Source organism: Pedobacter petrophilus (genome assembly GCF_009674725.1).
Classification (GTDB): Bacteria; Bacteroidota; Bacteroidia; order Sphingobacteriales; family Sphingobacteriaceae; genus Pedobacter; species Pedobacter petrophilus.
Genome location: NZ_WKKH01000002.1, coordinates 15,919 through 31,161, shown reverse-complemented (window position 1 = coordinate 31,161; position 15,243 = coordinate 15,919). Strand labels below are relative to the sequence as shown.

Here is a 15,243-nt window from a genome sequence, read left to right as displayed (position 1 = left end):
CTCCTAAAAAAGAAAAACTAGTTGCGACGTTTTTTCTAACCCCCGCTCGCCACCTTCGGCGAAAAAAGCGGGCAAGTTAAAGGGTTTTTGAGCAACAAAAACACAACTTGCAGACTAAAAAACCAAACGGTTTAGATATGTCTAAGGAGTATTTGAAGATTAAAATCTAAGAATTCAGGTAATTACCAATTTCTTTATATGTTGATGCCAACAAAGAGCATATCTAAGTTTAACTTTGGCAAATGGAGTTGCAGGAACTAGAAGAGTTTTTTAAGAATTGTCAAAGACCGGAAATGCCGGTATTTTTAAATCAAGCCACTAAGGTCCTGGATTTCGACCAATTTTTGGAAAGCCATTTTGGACCCCTCAGAGCTAACCCTGAAAGTAAGATCAATAAGCCTCTGTTGGCCAGGCTTAAACTAATGAAGCTCATTATCGAATCAAACTAGTATATATACATATATCCTGATAGGCAAATATATGAACATAGAGACATGCATTGTTTGGGATATATTAATCTACATCTAGGTAAATATAGCGCTATATAGATATTTGAATATAAAATATGTATTGCTACAAATAAAGTAACAACTACAACTAGCTAATATAGCGCTATAAACATATTTGAATATAGAAATATATCACCTACCAAAACCATTTTCGGCGCTGAAAATCATTGGCTTGTCCAAAGATTTTTTTGATGCACTTAAGCCAGCAGTTAGCTTTTCATTATAATCCTTAAAACCCTCATATTTAAAGGCGCAGTCCACGCTTCCCGCAACATCTGCAGCAAATTCCTCAGAGCCTAACATACCAGCCCGATCGTGGTCAAAGTATATTTCAATTGAGGCAAACTGTTTGGCGCGGGCTTTGGCAGATTGAAGAAATGAAAGTGAATTCAATATAAGCGTTGAAGCCGGGTCTTTTGGATTTTCGACCTTCCAGCTCATAAAATCATAAAACCCCTCAAAGACAGCTAACCGATTGGCTGCTCCCTGCAGAAAACTCATTCCCTTATGCCCTAGGCAGCCCTTGAAATATTTATTCCTTACTTCCCAGCCTCCGTTTTCGTTTGGCCACCCGGACGCAAAATAATTCCTGGACTTATTTTTACTATCAAGTATACTATAATGCAGTTCATACAAATGCCCGGCGGCAACCGAGCCTATTCCCCTCATATTAAGGTAGGCATTAATAGCAGGGTTAGTGATTGTTTCAGATATCGAATTGATCTGATAAGTGGACGATTTCAATGCCGTTTTTCGCTCTGCATAAACCGCTGGAATATCGTGGGATTTTTCCAGGGGAACTCCGGCATACTCAACAATCTTTTTCAGCACTTCAGGAAAGCTGGCCGGATACCAATATGCAAGGCCAAAATCGATAATGCTTCCGCTTTTGATACCCGATACCCCGGCGGCGCCGTGGTCATACCAAACCCCAAGCTTATCATTAACACAAAGAGAGGCTGTGTATTCTTCCCTGAGCATGCTAAGAAAAAAATGTTCACTACCGGACACTTTTTGAGCGGCAAAGCCAAGCTTATTCAATAGATTTAGTAAGGAAACTTTTTCCTTGATCTCATTCACATTAAGAAATTCGGACATAAGAATTGAAGTTAGAATCTGTAAACAAAAAAGGGGCATGCGCCCCTTAAATTTAAAGCTCAAAAGAAGAGCCTCTATATTATATGTTTTCGGAACTACTCACGTCAGCTTCTACAAGCCGGACCACTGTCTGCCAATGCGCTTTCACCTTTTTGACGTCATCTCAAAGCTTCGCAAAATTTCCCGCGGATAGCGAGATAATGTTTCATTCCTAAATGTCAAAGACCAACTCTTTTGTTGGCTCAAAATTGCATATGGAATGATGATGGGATTGACACTTTCAAAAAGGTGTTAGAGATTTTTATTTGTCTTCAAAACAGTATGGAAAAGGATATTCAAACTTAGGAAAGAGGAACAAAAAAGAGGAAATAGTAGTTGAAATTTAGTTAGAATTGAAACTGGTCTATCAGATTGTAATTTCTACATTTGTCATGCGCTTCAGCATTAATTTTTTTTGACACCTTTCAAAAGGTTCGAAAGAATTAACCATTAAAAATAGGTTTTCGCCAAATTTATTTTTTTGACCCACGAGAACCAAACCTATGCTTTTCAGTGATGTGATTATTGATCGCATCCCGCATTCCATCTAAATAAATTGTATATCCTTTGTTTTTTCGCCTGGTGATATCTATAAATTTTCGATAAGCAACTCCCAAATCCACATTAAGGGTTCGTTCGAGAACATCGACAACCTGCGATATATCAGCTTTGCCATCATTCAAAGATCCCATGAAGTAAATCCCATAAGCAAGTTCCACCAGCTTAACCTTGTCATCAGTCCACGTAAGTTTGGAGCTTTTAGTAACGAACTGAAAAATTGAGGAATCTTGATCAGTATAAATCAATCTTATCCTAACTAAAAGGAATTCTCTCAAGAGCTCATAGGCTCTGAACTTGGCGAAAATATAGTCTCCTTTTGTCTCAAATTTTCCAGGGAAAATTAATGCATGGATACTCTCACGGTTACGCCTGAGAAAATAATCGTTATCAAGTGAGCACTCATCGCTTAGATAATACTGGTACAAAAATTGGTTCTGGTCAAAATATCGTTGCAAAAAATCAATCTCTTTGGTGTAATAGCTTCGGATTCTTTCAAAAGTGTCAACAGGGACATTGGAGAACACATTATACTGTTCAATAATAAAAATTTTCCAGCTATAAAATTTTGGTTTAATAACCTTAAAAAACTGGATTTCTTCCGCGTCATTGGCAAAGCCGAGCTTCTCAAGCGATGATTGCAAATGGGTAACTGCACCTTCAACTATCGTAAGAGACGATGAGAGACGTTGCACATCAGTAATAAGTTTTGCTTTTTCTTCATGCAGCTTGGCGGTCATCTCCAAATAGATTTGTTCAGATTGAGTAATTAACATAGGGTTTTATTTAAAAGTTAAACAGTCATTATGGAGCCTGCTCATTGGCGCAGGATTAGCCTCAAATTAAACATAGGCCAACATTTAACTAAAATTACTTTCGCTGTAAAAAATTCGCACGGGTACATTATCTGTTATACGTGACAAAATAATAAAGTTGACATAACCTAAATTCTGATTAAACATTTGCCAAAAAGTAATAGCTATTGGCTTCCATGAAAAGGAAAGCTATTCTTCCTTCTCCTATTTCAAACCTAATCCAAGAAATAGTTATTGCGACATTTTGAACCAAATTGGGCCAATTGTGAACTACTGAGTAAGAATTTGGCTTAATCATGAGCTAAAGCGCACAGGCTATTTAGAAAAATCAAATTTATGATAGACCTAAATCCGCCCCTTTCTTACACTTTCCTTGTACTCATCTGCCAATAAGCTTTTATAAAATTATCCCCACCTGGAAGCTTCATCGGATGCAAAGCACCCTCGCGAACCTTGCGTTTGTAAGTACTCTCGCTAATGCCAAGATATTCTTTGACCTGCTGCCGGTTTAACTGTTGGTCGTCAGGTTCCGGTTCTCCTGCGGCATTTTTTAGATGATAGTGATGTAAAATAAAATAGATTTTTTGAAGGGTGTTAAAAAGAGCATCAATCTTAGTCATAAAGTGTTAATAGTTTAGAGTATTAATAGATGGTTATATGTTGCAAATGGACAAAAAGTTTAAATCTTGGTCAAGTTTCAAAAGGGTGGCAGAAAGTGCCACCCCCTTACCTTTTTCTCCGCATGAAGTGGTTTATATCTATTTGGGAAGATTAGATTTTATATGTTTCATAGTTCTCTTAGGCAGGCAGGTAAGCTATCCGTCACGGCCAACACCTATCTGCGCATAATAAAAAACCCCATCTGCGTAAAACTTTGGGTTTCAAAATTATCAGCCAGTAATTTGATAGAAAAATTACCGCTATGACATTTGAACTTGGATATTTCTGGCATTACTATAGTGTAATAATTGATAAAAACGAGGAAGACTTTAATGATCTAGATCCAATTGAAGACCTTCAAAATGAATATAACAGGATCATTAGCAACATAGACTGCTACGCACCAACAAATGGAAAAAAAAGCACAAAAAGCTTTATACGTTTTCAACAAAACAGTGTCGTCCGGCTTATAAAATTAATAGAGTTGAGGTTAACAAGCGCTGATAAACTGAGGGAATCTGAGGAAACTATTCTAAATAGGTTGCTTGAACTCTCTGAAAAGCTAATTGATCACCTTATCGATTTTCATGCTACCTACTTTGATTTTAATCAAAAAATATCTCAAACAAGGGCAAGAAGAATCGCTACAATTAAATTGAAGGACACACAAGCAATGATTGCCATTTTTCAAAATCTTGGTGCTGAAGAGGAGCTCACAAATACCTTAGAAAACATTTTAATGGAAAGTGGAGGAACTTTTAGCAAAATTCGGTATGAAAAAAAATTAGCAAAGTATTTCAACGATAATTTTAAATCCATAAAAGATCATCGGGATGTTAAAAACATTTTGTTAAAAGTTGGATTTGACCATCCTGATTTTATGAGCTACTATTATAAAGAAATCAGAAATAGCTCGTTAAAAGAGCGAAGCATTACGCAACAGTACAGGCAAATCATATCTACGAAAAAAGAATTAGAACAACTATTACCTTCTGGAAAAAAGCTATTTGACAAGCCTTCTAAAAAAATGAAGCAACAAATCATCATTTTTTTAGACGCTGAGCTAGAGTTCTTAAAAGAACTTGACTTTATCACCTCAGAGTTAATCAACGCCGGGATCCTAAATGCGAACTACAAAGTATCCCTTTCAGTAAAACAGCTAGCATTCTATGTGTTCTTAAATGTAGAGTGCGGAATTATAACAGAACAAAAAGCTAAAAAAATTCATGAGTATGTAATTGCAAATGTAGGAACTACAGAAAAAGATGAAATATCTGAGAAGAGCTTCAAAAATGCCTACTATGTTCACGCACCAGAGGATATTAAAAAGATTATAGAAAAACTTGGCAAAATGCTCGCCACAGCTCAAAATTACTACTAAATAGTTAATTAAATGTGGGGGTGGCCCGGGGTGGCAGTTTTAGCCACTTGACGAGCTTTTCGCAGAATGGTTTATTTGCTTAAAAACATGAACCATGAAAAATTCTTTGAAGTACTTGATGAAATTCATCAAACTTCACCAGGGCTAAGAGCCTATCTAAATGTTGCCCTTGCGCAACTAGATATCAAGAAACACGCTAAGCTAAGCCCAGAACACAACCAGATGTTTCCACTAACTTTTGTAGAACGTGGAAACCTAAAAACAAGCTTAGATAGTAAGCAAAATCCAGATAACCGTTTGGTACGCCTCCATCTTCAAAATACCTTAATCCCCAAATTTAAAGAGTTAAACACCGACGATTTCGAGCTAACCGTTGAGGCTATTGCTGATTCAGCATTAATGGTAATACCAAATAAACATATCTACACACTATACCAAAACTTCCCTGAGTTTCATATGCTCATGTCAAAAATAAGCGAGATCCAGTTAACTGAACTTTTACATCATGGTTTCAATTTACATGCACATGATGTACCTACAAGATTAGAAAACCTTTTAATAGAACAACCAGAAATTTTCCAGATCATACCAATAAACGATGTTGCCAGGTTCCTAGGAACCCACCCAAATACCTTAAGCGCAATTCGAAATAAAAAAGATTAGGATCTAAAATACGGTCCAATCTAAGCTGCATTTGTTTTGCAAAAAAATTTAATGCGCATTTTCTAAGCTGCAATAGCTAAGAAACAAATTTTCTGTATTCAACTTTGGTCTATCAATTAAGAAAATGAAAATAAAAACCAACATATGGCTGACCTATTGTACCAATGCGCTCATTATTCTGTGGGGTTATACTTCTTTATGGAAACTTGCAGAATTTGATAAGTTTAAACATGAATTATATCTCCAGTTTTCAAATAGAGAATTTTCTGAAATTTTCGTTTACCTGCTTCCTGCTGTAGAATTGTTTCTTGTTGTTCTACTTTTAATTGAAGCCACAAAAAAGATTGGATTAGTATTTTCGGTAGCATTATTAACAATTTTCACCATTTACATCGTGTTAATCCTCTCCCATTTTTTCAGGAGCACACCATGTATCTGTGGCGGTGTACTTGAATTGCTCGGATGGAAGTCACATTTTTTCTTTAATCTATTTTTTCTTTCCTTAAATATAATTGCTATCAAAATTTTGAACAAAACAAGAAAGGAGGTTACCGGAGCATAAAATATTCAAAAACAAGCCGGCAGCGAAAAACAGTAACGGTCCGCTTAAATATCATTTTAAACTTTAATAATTTACTTACCGAACTTTTTCGCTTGCTTTTTCAAAAGTAAAAAGCATTCTTAAACATGAAAACAAATATCTTTAATTTAAAAGGCTTATTAGCCTTTGCATTTACCGCAATACTTGTAGTGAGTATGTCTGCTTTTAAATCATCATCAGAAAAATCTGATAAGAGAGCCAGATATACTTTCTATTACAATGGTCCATTAGCAGCTGCTCAGGCTGATGTAGAGCAAGAAACGAATTGGGTTACAACACCGCCATTAAGCTGTGATAATGTTAACCAACGCCCATGTACCATCGAAGTGGATGCAAATTATGTAAACACAGGCAGCACACCAACTTTGAAATCTACCCTTAATATCAGTGCGGACTTAGATGCTATTCACGGAACATACTTTGTTGACGGCTCGGCAGACGGATCAATGAATATTACAAATAAATCCAATTAACTTATACAGGCAGGACCATCCAGTCCTGCCATGTATTTCCATTACTACCCTATTAAACTAATTATTTTGTGGCATTCCTGTTAAATCAATAATATCAGCGGGTAGTGGCAATGCATAAAAGCGGGAAGATGGTACTAACTGAATTAGTTTCCCATTCACAATCCGGGTTGGAGTAATGTTCGCACCTTCCTTATTCTGCCGTTTAATATCTGCCCATCTAGTTCCCCGCATCAACATCTCCTTTCTACGTTCAAATCGCACAATTGAAAGTGCCGAAGATTTATCAGAAGCAGAAAGGGGCGTAAACGGAACTGTTTTCCTCCACCGTTTCGTCAATAAAAAATTGACATCATTCATTGCGCCCGATACATCTCCTAGAAAGGCCTTGCATTCAGCTCTGGTAAGGTACTGCTCGCTAGTAGTAAGACCGCTGAAAAGGGTACTTGCGTTAGAAGAGTAGCTTCCTTTATAAACCGGGTAACCCGCTACAAGTCTGAAAAAGGCAGTTTTTCGGAGGTCATTTATGTTATAAGAAGCATAAAGGTTGGTGTCTATGGTTGCGTATACTGGTGCATGTAAATTAAGGCCGCCCAACATTTCTGTATAAAATATAGTTTCCCTATTGAATTTTTTAACTGGGACATTCGCGGTTAAGGCATTCAAGTCAGTATCTCCATTATAATCCATCAGCTCTGGCTTTAGCTTAATGGCAAGTTCCGAATACTTCAGGCCAAGGTTATAATCCCTTACATAAAGGCCTGCCCTTGCCAATAAAGCATAGGCAGCTGCTTTGGAGGGACGTAATGGGTGTTTTGGATAATTGGGCAGCAACTGTATCGCCTCTTGCAAGTCATGAATCACGAGCTCGTAACAGGTTTTTACGGTCGAGCGGACCGATAGGTCATTAAAATTCGAAGTCTCTCGGATAACAATACCCAGATCCTTATCCGAAGTCTGCTCATCATAGGCAAGGCCATATTGTGCAGTCAATGCCAAATAGTAAAAAGAGCGAAAAAACAGTGCTGACCCTTTAACATTGTCCCACTCTAAAGCATTTCCTGTAGTACGTGGAATCTTTTTTATCAGTTCGATGCTAAGATTGGAGTTGTAAATCGGCAGGTAACTTTTAGACCAGTCGTTGGAAAAATTAAGGTTAACCGGTTTCCATGAATAAAACTCCAATGTTATAGCGGGAAGTTTGTTAAGAGTAGCGGGAAGAAGAAAATAATCATCCGAACAGGTTTCCCCATATGAGGGCGTAACTGGATAATTCATAACACCAGCATCATCGAGAAGTCCCTGAATGTCCGCTAAAGTCTGCGGTACAACCAGTCTAGAATCAGATTTCTCCTCTAAAAACTTTTTGCAGTTCATTAAACTACTGCAAAATATAAGCAGTCCTAATATCCTTAAAATTCTAATATTTTTCATAATCATTATTTTTAAAAACTGCCTTTAAGGCTTAAAACATAATTTTTAGTATTATTAAATGAATTGAGATAATCCGGATCCAAATGTTCTGTATTTGCTGTCCATAAAAGACCAGCATTTTGGATCCCTGCCGTAAACTCAAGATTTCTCAACGGAAATTTCCATTTCCCCGATTCAAATCTGTAGGAAAGATTTACATATTGAAGGCGAATGTTATCTGCCCTTAACACATTAACATCTGAATTTCCAAAAAACACATCCCTATTTGCATCAACCGGATATAAAAACGACGGAATATTCGTTTGAGATTCATCACCAGGCTTTTGCCACCTTAAAGCATAATCACTGTGAGAAATACCTGAATTAATCAGCGAATAATAATTAATAGTCTGCTTTTGAAAGTAATATCCAAGTCTATAGCTAATATTAAAGGAAAGGCTAATCCGACCGTAGGTAAAGTTATTAATCAGGGAACCATAAACGGCAGGGCTTGAAACACCATTGAAGATTAAATTATTGCCTGTTGTACTTCCCTCTCTTAAAATAGCAGAATAATCTTTACTCAATTGCCCATTAAGATAGCCCAAAGGATTACCTGCATTATCAAGGCCTCCAAATTTAAATGAAGTTATACCGTATAATGGTAGCCCTACGATCGGAATAATTTCTTTTCCTGCTCCGATAAAACTATAAAGACCTGTCCCAGTTGGACGATAGTATTTAACGGTTTTGTTTTTGTTGAAATTAAAAAACAAATCAGAACTCCATTCAAAGTCTTTAGTAGTGATATTTTTCGAATGAAATTCTGCATCAACACCATAACCTTTCATGTCAGCAACATTGCGCGTTAGCTCGTTCCTTGCGCCCCAAGCTGTGTAATCATATGGAGCAGATCCATATAAATCTGTTCCCTTTTTAAGGAAATAGGAAATTGCACCAAATAACCAGCGGCCCCTTGTTTCGAAAGACATTTTCAAATCTAATTGAGATAATTGCTCCCATTTTAAATCAGGATTATTGATACTACTAATTCTGGTAAAAGGAAGTCCTGACTGGTTATTAGTTGCATATCCCGCTATCGGGAGAGATGTTTTTGTCAAATCAACATTTCCAGTATATCCAAAAGTTGCATTAAATCGAAGAACGGGAAGCCATTGGAGAGCATAGAATTTTTCATTGGATGCAACCCATCCTAATCCCAAAGACCAAAGTGGTTTCCATTTATCATTAGTATTGGCTCCAAAAATATTCGATCCATCTCTTCTCACACTTCCAGATGCGAGGTATCGGCCGAGGTAGCTATATGAAGCATTCCCATAGAAACTCATAAAACGATAAGTGGTATGGGTAAGGGCGCCATTACTCCCTATTTGTTTATTACTTCCGGTTAAAAAATCAGGATAGAAATTTACCACGTCAACATTCGAATAACTTAGCGGATCCCCGTTATAACCGTGGAATACCGAACTCGATCCTAAATTTTGTACATCCCTCGCCTCAAGCCCCGCTATCGCTCTAATCACATGGGCACCGAAAGATTTATCTAGATTCAACTGAAATCTACCAGTGCTAGACTGAGTCCTTGAATCGCCGTAATTCATTACCCCACCCAGTGGAACCGGATAAATAATCTGATTAGTCGCTCGGTTTAACTGGCTGAATGAGTTCACAATATCTCTCGAAAAAAAACTGTACTTATCAGATTCAAACTGCTCCTTGGAATTCTGGCGCTGCAATTGATAATTAAGTTCTGCATTTAGGAATTCGAATATTTTATAATTAGCGCCAACACTTCCATATACCTCCGACCTATTAATTTTTTGAATATTGTGTTTATATTCTTCAGTTGGATAGTATTTCCAATCTAACAATCTACCCGAACCGGCAGTATCAGTATAGGCATTACGGTAAGCCCTGGCGATAGTTAATGGGATACCGGATTCGTCGCTAAATATGGAATAAGTAGGATTTCTCTGCCCAATATTTAAGGTGCCATAAGCGGGCCGTCCAGACTTAAAAGTTGCAGTGGTGAGGTAAATATTAGTAGATATGGTAAGATTTTTAACCGGTTTAAACTGATTGGATAAGTGTAAGTTAATTTTATCACTCTTAATATAGTTTTCGGATAAAGAGTTATCATAACTTGCCCCCATTAGATAACTATAATTTTCGCCTCCCCCTTTAAGGTTTAGTGAATATTGCTGAGTTACAGGGTTAGTATAAAAATTGTCTTGATAGGATTTTCTAACATCCTGAGTTCTTAATTTATCCAAGAATGCATCAGACTGACTTTGATTAATCTTTCCTTGTTTAAGCGATAAAAAGTTCTCTACTGCAGGCGTTAAACTTAAGTAAGGAAATCTTGATATTTGATCATCAAAAAATCCAGCATCAAATATTAATTTTTCGACGTCTATATAATCAGAAGCAGTCATTAGCGGAATCTCCATCAGATTTGCCAAGGCCTGCACTTGCAAACTGCTTGAAAAACTCAATTGCATTTTCTGATTAAGCTTACCCTTTTTAGATGTGATTACAATTACGCCATTACCAGCTCGAGCGCCCCATATTGATGCGGCTGAGGCATCCTTTAATATAGATACGTTCTCAATATCGTTAGGATTAATGTTATTGACATCACCCTCATATATAAATCCATCAAGAACAATCAAGGGGTCAAGCGGGCCGTTAATGGTGCCTAATCCCCTAACTGAAATGTTAAGCGAAGCATTTGGAGAAGTTTTCCCAATATTCACTAGCAAACCAGAAGTTTGACCTGCTAACCTATCTAGGATATTAGTACCTTGAGTTGCATTTAGCGCTTTTTCGCTGATTATTGATACCGTCCCGTTAATTTCATTTGGCTTGAGCTTTTGATAACCTGTATTTATTTCTACTGAGCCAAGGTCCTTTGCATCCGGTACCATCCGGATAGTTAGAGATTCATTAAAATTATAGTTTTTCTCAACAATTCTTTTGGTCGAGGTAAATCCCAATAAGCTGAAGGTTAGCGTATCAGGCAAGACCCGAAGCTTGAAAGTAAATTCTCCGGAATCCTTCGATCTCAACGATCCGTTTTTTGATGATCGAATAGTGACAGATTGATTTATTCCTTCTGAAAGACTTACGCTTCCTGTTAAAACTTTAACACCAGTTTCATCCTGTGCAAACGCCGATGCGATTGAAAATAATACCATAAGTATGGCTAGAAACCAAACCACAATGTATTGTGGTTTACCGTTTTTTAAAGTCTCCATGTTATCCCTCCTTAAGTTTTAATTCCAGGTCAAGGCCTGCCATAAGGCTTTTGACATTTTGTTCAGTAATCCCTTCGCTACCAGTTATAGCTTTGACCCTTCCATCTGGTCCAATAAGTATGTAATGAGGGATCGAGCGATGGGGAAATAATAAATCTAAAGACGCTTCATTGAAAACAGTCGGTATAGTAGTCTGATAACCGTTTTCTTTTCTCCTTTGAATAAATTCCCTTATTTTCTCAGGGTTGTCCCGGTCCGAATTGTCGACAAGAATGATTTTTAAGTTTTTAAGGTACTTTTTCTGAAGTTCTTCCAGGTGAGGGAAGCCTGAGATACAACTTGTACACCAAGTTGCCCAAAAGTCAATTATTATTGCTTTTCCAAAAAGTGCTGTCGTAGAAAACTGCTCATCCTTTGAGTTAATCAGTTTTGTAAACAAGATTTCTGGTATTTTATCTCCAATTGTTAAGGCTTTAATTGCCATCGTTTGCTTCGGCTTGATCATCTTTTGTTGAGCATGCGCTCCAAAAAAAAGGCAAAGCACAGCCACAACGATTAAAACTGTCGTTTTTTTCATAAAAAATAATAGTTAGTTGATTAATTAATTGGTTCCTGTTTGGTTAGAATAGGATGAAATAACAGGGCGGGCGAACCAATACTCAATTTAATTTTTGTATGACCGCCCTGTTGTAGTAATTAAGGCTATACTGGATTTTTTGGCTTCAGCGCATACATCCTGTCAAAGGGACAAGTGACAATGGCTAGAAAAAAAAAGTTGATTTGAAGTCGGGATTTTTGAATAAAGCAGTGCCTCTTCACCAAAGTAAAAGGGAAAACGTAAACTAATCTAAAGATGCTTTGCTTCATACCCGTATTGGTTATACGAGTCTTAAGGGTTGGGTTCAATAAATGTGAGAACTACCAACCGTGGTGCAATAAAGTTTCTGACGCCTTAAGTGACACGGATTTACAGCAGTTCCCACATCTATTTCGATATACAAATATAGTAGATCTACGCATAGATATGGGTATTAACCTGCTGTCCTACGTCACGGCGTCAGATATTGCGACCGTAAGACTCTTTAATACCTATTTTATATGTCCAAATATAAACAATTAAATCAAAAACCCTGCTATATCAGGGCTAACATTTTTTTTGTTTTTATTTACTTCGTTTCAATGGGTAAAGCTTCAGAAATTGAACAATACGTTATTGATAAGGTCCGTGAAATCAGGCATTTGAAAAAATTTGGTCAAAAGAAACTGTCTGAAGAAATGGGTTTGAGCGGTAAATTTATAGGCAATGTAGAAAGCCCTAAAACGCCTGATAAATACAACATTAATCATCTCAACAAAATTGCAGAAGTTCTTGGATGTTCAATAAAGGATTTTTTCCCTGAGAAACCATTTACAACAGATCTTTGATTCTCTCTTACCTTTTTTGATCGCCAAATCCGTTAGTCTGATAATTAATATAAAAAAATACTATTTGAATAAATAAATACTCAAAAAAATCTACTTATAAACTCACTCTCAAACCCTTTTTTACCTATGACCAATAAGATAAGATGTGTCATCGTAGATGATGAAAAACATGCTATTGCCTTACTATCAACCTATATAAGCAATATGCCCAATCTTGAACTGATTAAAACATACAACAATCCAGTTCATGCACTTTCGGAAATCAACAAAAAAGATCGTATTGACATTTTATTCCTCGACATCGAAATGCCGGACATTTCAGGAATGGAACTAGCAGTATCCTTGAAACCGAAAACTAAAAGTATAATTTTCACCAGTGCATACGAAAAATATGCGTTAAAAGCATTTGATGTTCGGGCTAATCACTATTTGGTAAAACCCATAAAACAAGCCAAGTTCAGTCAAAGTGTAATGGAAGTAGTAGAACAGGATCTTCCTAGACTGCATAAGTGCCTGAAGAATGCAGTGTTTTTCAAGACCGGTGAGAAAGGCAAACTTACGAAGGTAAAAAAACAAGATATTATATATTTTGAAGGTGCAGGGAATTATGTCAAAATGGTTACCACTAAGGGCGACCCCCTTGTTTACCTTACACTTGTAGATGTGGAGAAAATTTTCAAAGACGATCTGTTCTTTAGAATCCACAGATCTCACGTTATCAATGCTAAGAAAATCGATAAAGTTACAGGAAATCTAATTTATTTTAAATCAGGACATAAGCTCCAGATGACTGAATATTACAAGAAGAATCTTATCAATTATTTTGAGGAAAACACAATAGAAACCGGCCGGTTTTAATTTTTAAAAACGCTTATTGAGCAACATGTAAACGTGTACCATTTGAAATAATGGTGATACTACTGGTTGTCGGGTCGGTATTTTCTAAACCTATCCTTTGCATTGAACGATAAAAGAATACCGTTTTCTTTTTTAACTGCTTTTGATGCTGTTTCATAATTAATTTTTCTATGAAACTACCCTGCAGGCTTTCCTTTGGGCAAGTTATTACGCAGGAGCTAATTATTATTACGTAGGAAACTAATATTGCCGTGATGAAAAATATTTTGAAAAAACTTAAACCATATAAAATACATATCTTCAGCTGGGTGGCATTGATCGCATTGGAGATTTTAATTGTCGGACTTGCAAGCGGAGGCTATGGTAAACCAGGAAATTACTTTACGCATTATTTGCTCAACATATTACTCTTTTATTTATGTGGAGACGTTTTCTACCCAAGAACGTTTAACAACGGGCTGAACTGGATTTGGAGATTTCCATTGGGACTTACTATTGTCTTTTTTCTTTACCTTGCAACAAGTTTTGTGCTTGATCTTGAGATAACTCTACATACCACCTGGAATGAGATTGATGATTTATTTATGGATTATAGGTTTGTCTTTAGAACATTATGGCGGGCACTCCAGTTTATGGGTTATGCCGGTTTTTATTTTCTGTTTAAAGAATACCAGAAAGGGGTCAGGGAAACTCAATTGGCCAGAGAAGAAATATTTAATAATTCTATAGCTAATAAGAACATGGAAATTCGGCTAAACGAGGCTCAGAATTCTTATCTAAAGGCTCAAATAAACCCACATTTATTATTTAATACAATAAATTATCTTTATCAGGATATATTAAAAACCTCACCAAAATCTGCAAACCTTCTAATGACCCTGTCAGATGTGATGAGATATAGTGTCAACTGTGAGTTTGAAGACAGTACAATTCCCTTAGAAAAAGAAATCGAGCAAACTGAAAATTTAATTAGGCTACAGCTTTCAAGATTCGAAAGTGAGCGTTTTATTAATTTCACCTACGACCCGATCGTCAAACGTGTCAAATTTATTCCACTTGTATTAATCACCTTAGTGGAAAATGTCTTTAAACATGCCAAGCTCTCTGATAAAAATCACATCGCAGAAATTTCCGTTACTTACATTGATAATACTATTGAGATACGTACCACCAATCTCATTAATAAAGCGAAAAAAATACCAAGCCTGAATACTGGATTAAAAAACACCAGGCAACGGCTCGAAATGGCATATGGGAAAAATGCAGTATTGGAGTGCAATTCTGAAAATGGTATTTTCAGTTTGCGTCTTTCCGTATCACTATCGAATTAGCGAATTATTTGATAGTGCTCTGGGCATTTTAAAGTAGAGGATTATGCAAAAAAAGATATCGGAGATTCTACTTTACCACATTATAACATTTTATTAATCCCACTGATTTATAGAATTTTATTGGTTTTAGCACTACTGGACAAA

15 protein-coding genes are annotated in these 15,243 nt (G+C 36.5%); 8 read left to right on the top strand and 7 right to left on the bottom strand.

Going from position 1 to position 15,243, the window contains the following annotated elements; translation table 11 throughout:
* Positions 1-242 precede the first annotated feature (242 nt).
* Positions 243-449, top strand: coding sequence for a DUF6965 family protein (locus GJU39_RS24250; protein ID WP_379102844.1), 207 nt, complete (start codon positions 243-245; stop codon positions 447-449).
* A 192-nt stretch (positions 450-641) separates the two neighbouring features.
* Here the strand turns inward: GJU39_RS24250 and GJU39_RS01335 are convergent, their stop codons facing one another.
* The 3 genes from GJU39_RS01335 to GJU39_RS01325 all read right to left on the bottom strand — a co-directional run bounded on the left by GJU39_RS01335 (position 642) and on the right by GJU39_RS01325 (position 3,639).
* The gene (locus GJU39_RS01335) at positions 642-1,607 is read right to left on the bottom strand and encodes a toprim domain-containing protein (protein ID WP_154278892.1); all 966 of its coding nucleotides are present in this window, start codon (positions 1,605-1,607) and stop codon (positions 642-644) included.
* A 512-nt stretch (positions 1,608-2,119) separates the two neighbouring features.
* The gene (locus GJU39_RS01330) at positions 2,120-2,980 is read right to left on the bottom strand and encodes an RteC domain-containing protein (RefSeq protein WP_154278891.1); all 861 of its coding nucleotides are present in this window, start codon (positions 2,978-2,980) and stop codon (positions 2,120-2,122) included.
* A gap of 401 nt (positions 2,981-3,381) precedes the next feature.
* Complete coding sequence (locus GJU39_RS01325; protein ID WP_154278890.1) at positions 3,382-3,639, bottom strand: MerR family transcriptional regulator; 258 nt, start codon at positions 3,637-3,639, stop codon at positions 3,382-3,384.
* A gap of 302 nt (positions 3,640-3,941) precedes the next feature.
* Here GJU39_RS01325 and GJU39_RS01320 point away from each other — a divergent pair, with 302 nt between their 5' ends.
* The 4 genes from GJU39_RS01320 to GJU39_RS01305 all read left to right on the top strand — a co-directional run bounded on the left by GJU39_RS01320 (position 3,942) and on the right by GJU39_RS01305 (position 6,797).
* Positions 3,942-5,060: a hypothetical protein gene (locus GJU39_RS01320; protein WP_154278889.1), complete on the top strand. Its 1,119-nt coding sequence runs from the start codon at positions 3,942-3,944 to the stop codon at positions 5,058-5,060.
* Positions 5,061-5,147: 87 nt separating this feature from the next.
* On the top strand, positions 5,148-5,723 hold the full coding sequence (locus tag GJU39_RS01315; protein ID WP_154278888.1) for a Crp/Fnr family transcriptional regulator: 576 nt from the start codon (positions 5,148-5,150) through the stop codon (positions 5,721-5,723).
* Positions 5,724-5,847: 124 nt separating this feature from the next.
* A complete protein-coding gene (locus GJU39_RS01310; protein WP_154278887.1) occupies positions 5,848-6,285 on the top strand; it encodes a MauE/DoxX family redox-associated membrane protein in 438 nt (145 codons plus the stop codon).
* A 125-nt stretch (positions 6,286-6,410) separates the two neighbouring features.
* A complete protein-coding gene (locus GJU39_RS01305; RefSeq protein ID WP_154278886.1) occupies positions 6,411-6,797 on the top strand; it encodes a hypothetical protein in 387 nt (128 codons plus the stop codon).
* A gap of 57 nt (positions 6,798-6,854) precedes the next feature.
* On the opposite strand, the gene GJU39_RS01300 is transcribed toward GJU39_RS01305, so the two are convergent.
* The 3 genes from GJU39_RS01300 to GJU39_RS01290 are packed head-to-tail and all read right to left on the bottom strand — an operon-like array spanning position 6,855 to position 12,062.
* Positions 6,855-8,228 (bottom strand): RagB/SusD family nutrient uptake outer membrane protein, encoded by a 1,374-nt coding sequence (locus tag GJU39_RS01300; protein ID WP_167515627.1) that lies wholly within the window; start codon positions 8,226-8,228, stop codon positions 6,855-6,857.
* A gap of 11 nt (positions 8,229-8,239) precedes the next feature.
* Positions 8,240-11,485 (bottom strand): SusC/RagA family TonB-linked outer membrane protein, encoded by a 3,246-nt coding sequence (locus GJU39_RS01295; RefSeq protein ID WP_154278884.1) that lies wholly within the window; start codon positions 11,483-11,485, stop codon positions 8,240-8,242.
* 1 nt (position 11,486) lies between these two features.
* On the bottom strand, positions 11,487-12,062 hold the full coding sequence (locus GJU39_RS01290) for a TlpA family protein disulfide reductase (RefSeq protein ID WP_154278883.1): 576 nt from the start codon (positions 12,060-12,062) through the stop codon (positions 11,487-11,489).
* A gap of 602 nt (positions 12,063-12,664) precedes the next feature.
* On the opposite strand from GJU39_RS01290, the gene GJU39_RS01285 reads away from it, so the two are divergent.
* Positions 12,665-12,910, top strand: a complete 246-nt coding sequence (locus tag GJU39_RS01285; RefSeq protein WP_154278882.1) for a helix-turn-helix domain-containing protein — start codon at positions 12,665-12,667, stop codon at positions 12,908-12,910.
* Positions 12,911-13,036: 126 nt separating this feature from the next.
* Complete coding sequence (locus GJU39_RS01280; RefSeq protein WP_154278881.1) at positions 13,037-13,768, top strand: LytR/AlgR family response regulator transcription factor; 732 nt, start codon at positions 13,037-13,039, stop codon at positions 13,766-13,768.
* A 13-nt stretch (positions 13,769-13,781) separates the two neighbouring features.
* On the opposite strand, the gene GJU39_RS01275 is transcribed toward GJU39_RS01280, so the two are convergent.
* Complete coding sequence (locus GJU39_RS01275) at positions 13,782-13,925, bottom strand: hypothetical protein (RefSeq protein ID WP_154278880.1); 144 nt, start codon at positions 13,923-13,925, stop codon at positions 13,782-13,784.
* 97 nt (positions 13,926-14,022) lie between these two features.
* Between GJU39_RS01275 and GJU39_RS01270 the strand changes: the two genes are divergently transcribed.
* Positions 14,023-15,099 carry a sensor histidine kinase gene (locus GJU39_RS01270; RefSeq protein ID WP_154278879.1) on the top strand — a complete coding sequence of 359 codons (1,077 nt, stop codon included), beginning with the start codon at positions 14,023-14,025 and terminating at the stop codon, positions 15,097-15,099.
* Positions 15,100-15,243 lie beyond the last annotated feature (144 nt).

Excerpts from the sequence above, each read along its gene's own strand:
- GJU39_RS01270 (WP_154278879.1), top strand. The coding sequence starts at position 14,023 with ATGAAAAATATTTTGAAAAAACTTAAACCATATAAAATACATATCTTC.
- GJU39_RS01320 (WP_154278889.1), top strand. The coding sequence starts at position 3,942 with ATGACATTTGAACTTGGATATTTCTGGCATTACTATAGTGTAATAATT.
- GJU39_RS01280 (WP_154278881.1), top strand. The coding sequence starts at position 13,037 with ATGACCAATAAGATAAGATGTGTCATCGTAGATGATGAAAAACATGCT.
- GJU39_RS01290 (WP_154278883.1), bottom strand. The coding sequence starts at position 12,062 with ATGAAAAAAACGACAGTTTTAATCGTTGTGGCTGTGCTTTGCCTTTTT.
- GJU39_RS01300 (WP_167515627.1), bottom strand. The coding sequence starts at position 8,228 with ATGAAAAATATTAGAATTTTAAGGATATTAGGACTGCTTATATTTTGC.
- GJU39_RS01275 (WP_154278880.1), bottom strand. The coding sequence starts at position 13,925 with ATGAAACAGCATCAAAAGCAGTTAAAAAAGAAAACGGTATTCTTTTAT.
- GJU39_RS01325 (WP_154278890.1), bottom strand. The coding sequence starts at position 3,639 with ATGACTAAGATTGATGCTCTTTTTAACACCCTTCAAAAAATCTATTTT.
- GJU39_RS01285 (WP_154278882.1), top strand. The coding sequence starts at position 12,665 with ATGGGTAAAGCTTCAGAAATTGAACAATACGTTATTGATAAGGTCCGT.
- GJU39_RS24250 (WP_379102844.1), top strand. The coding sequence starts at position 243 with ATGGAGTTGCAGGAACTAGAAGAGTTTTTTAAGAATTGTCAAAGACCG.
- GJU39_RS01330 (WP_154278891.1), bottom strand. The coding sequence starts at position 2,980 with ATGTTAATTACTCAATCTGAACAAATCTATTTGGAGATGACCGCCAAG.
- GJU39_RS01310 (WP_154278887.1), top strand. The coding sequence starts at position 5,848 with ATGAAAATAAAAACCAACATATGGCTGACCTATTGTACCAATGCGCTC.
- GJU39_RS01335 (WP_154278892.1), bottom strand. The coding sequence starts at position 1,607 with ATGTCCGAATTTCTTAATGTGAATGAGATCAAGGAAAAAGTTTCCTTA.
- GJU39_RS01315 (WP_154278888.1), top strand. The coding sequence starts at position 5,148 with ATGAACCATGAAAAATTCTTTGAAGTACTTGATGAAATTCATCAAACT.
- GJU39_RS01305 (WP_154278886.1), top strand. The coding sequence starts at position 6,411 with ATGAAAACAAATATCTTTAATTTAAAAGGCTTATTAGCCTTTGCATTT.
- GJU39_RS01295 (WP_154278884.1), bottom strand. The coding sequence starts at position 11,485 with ATGGAGACTTTAAAAAACGGTAAACCACAATACATTGTGGTTTGGTTT.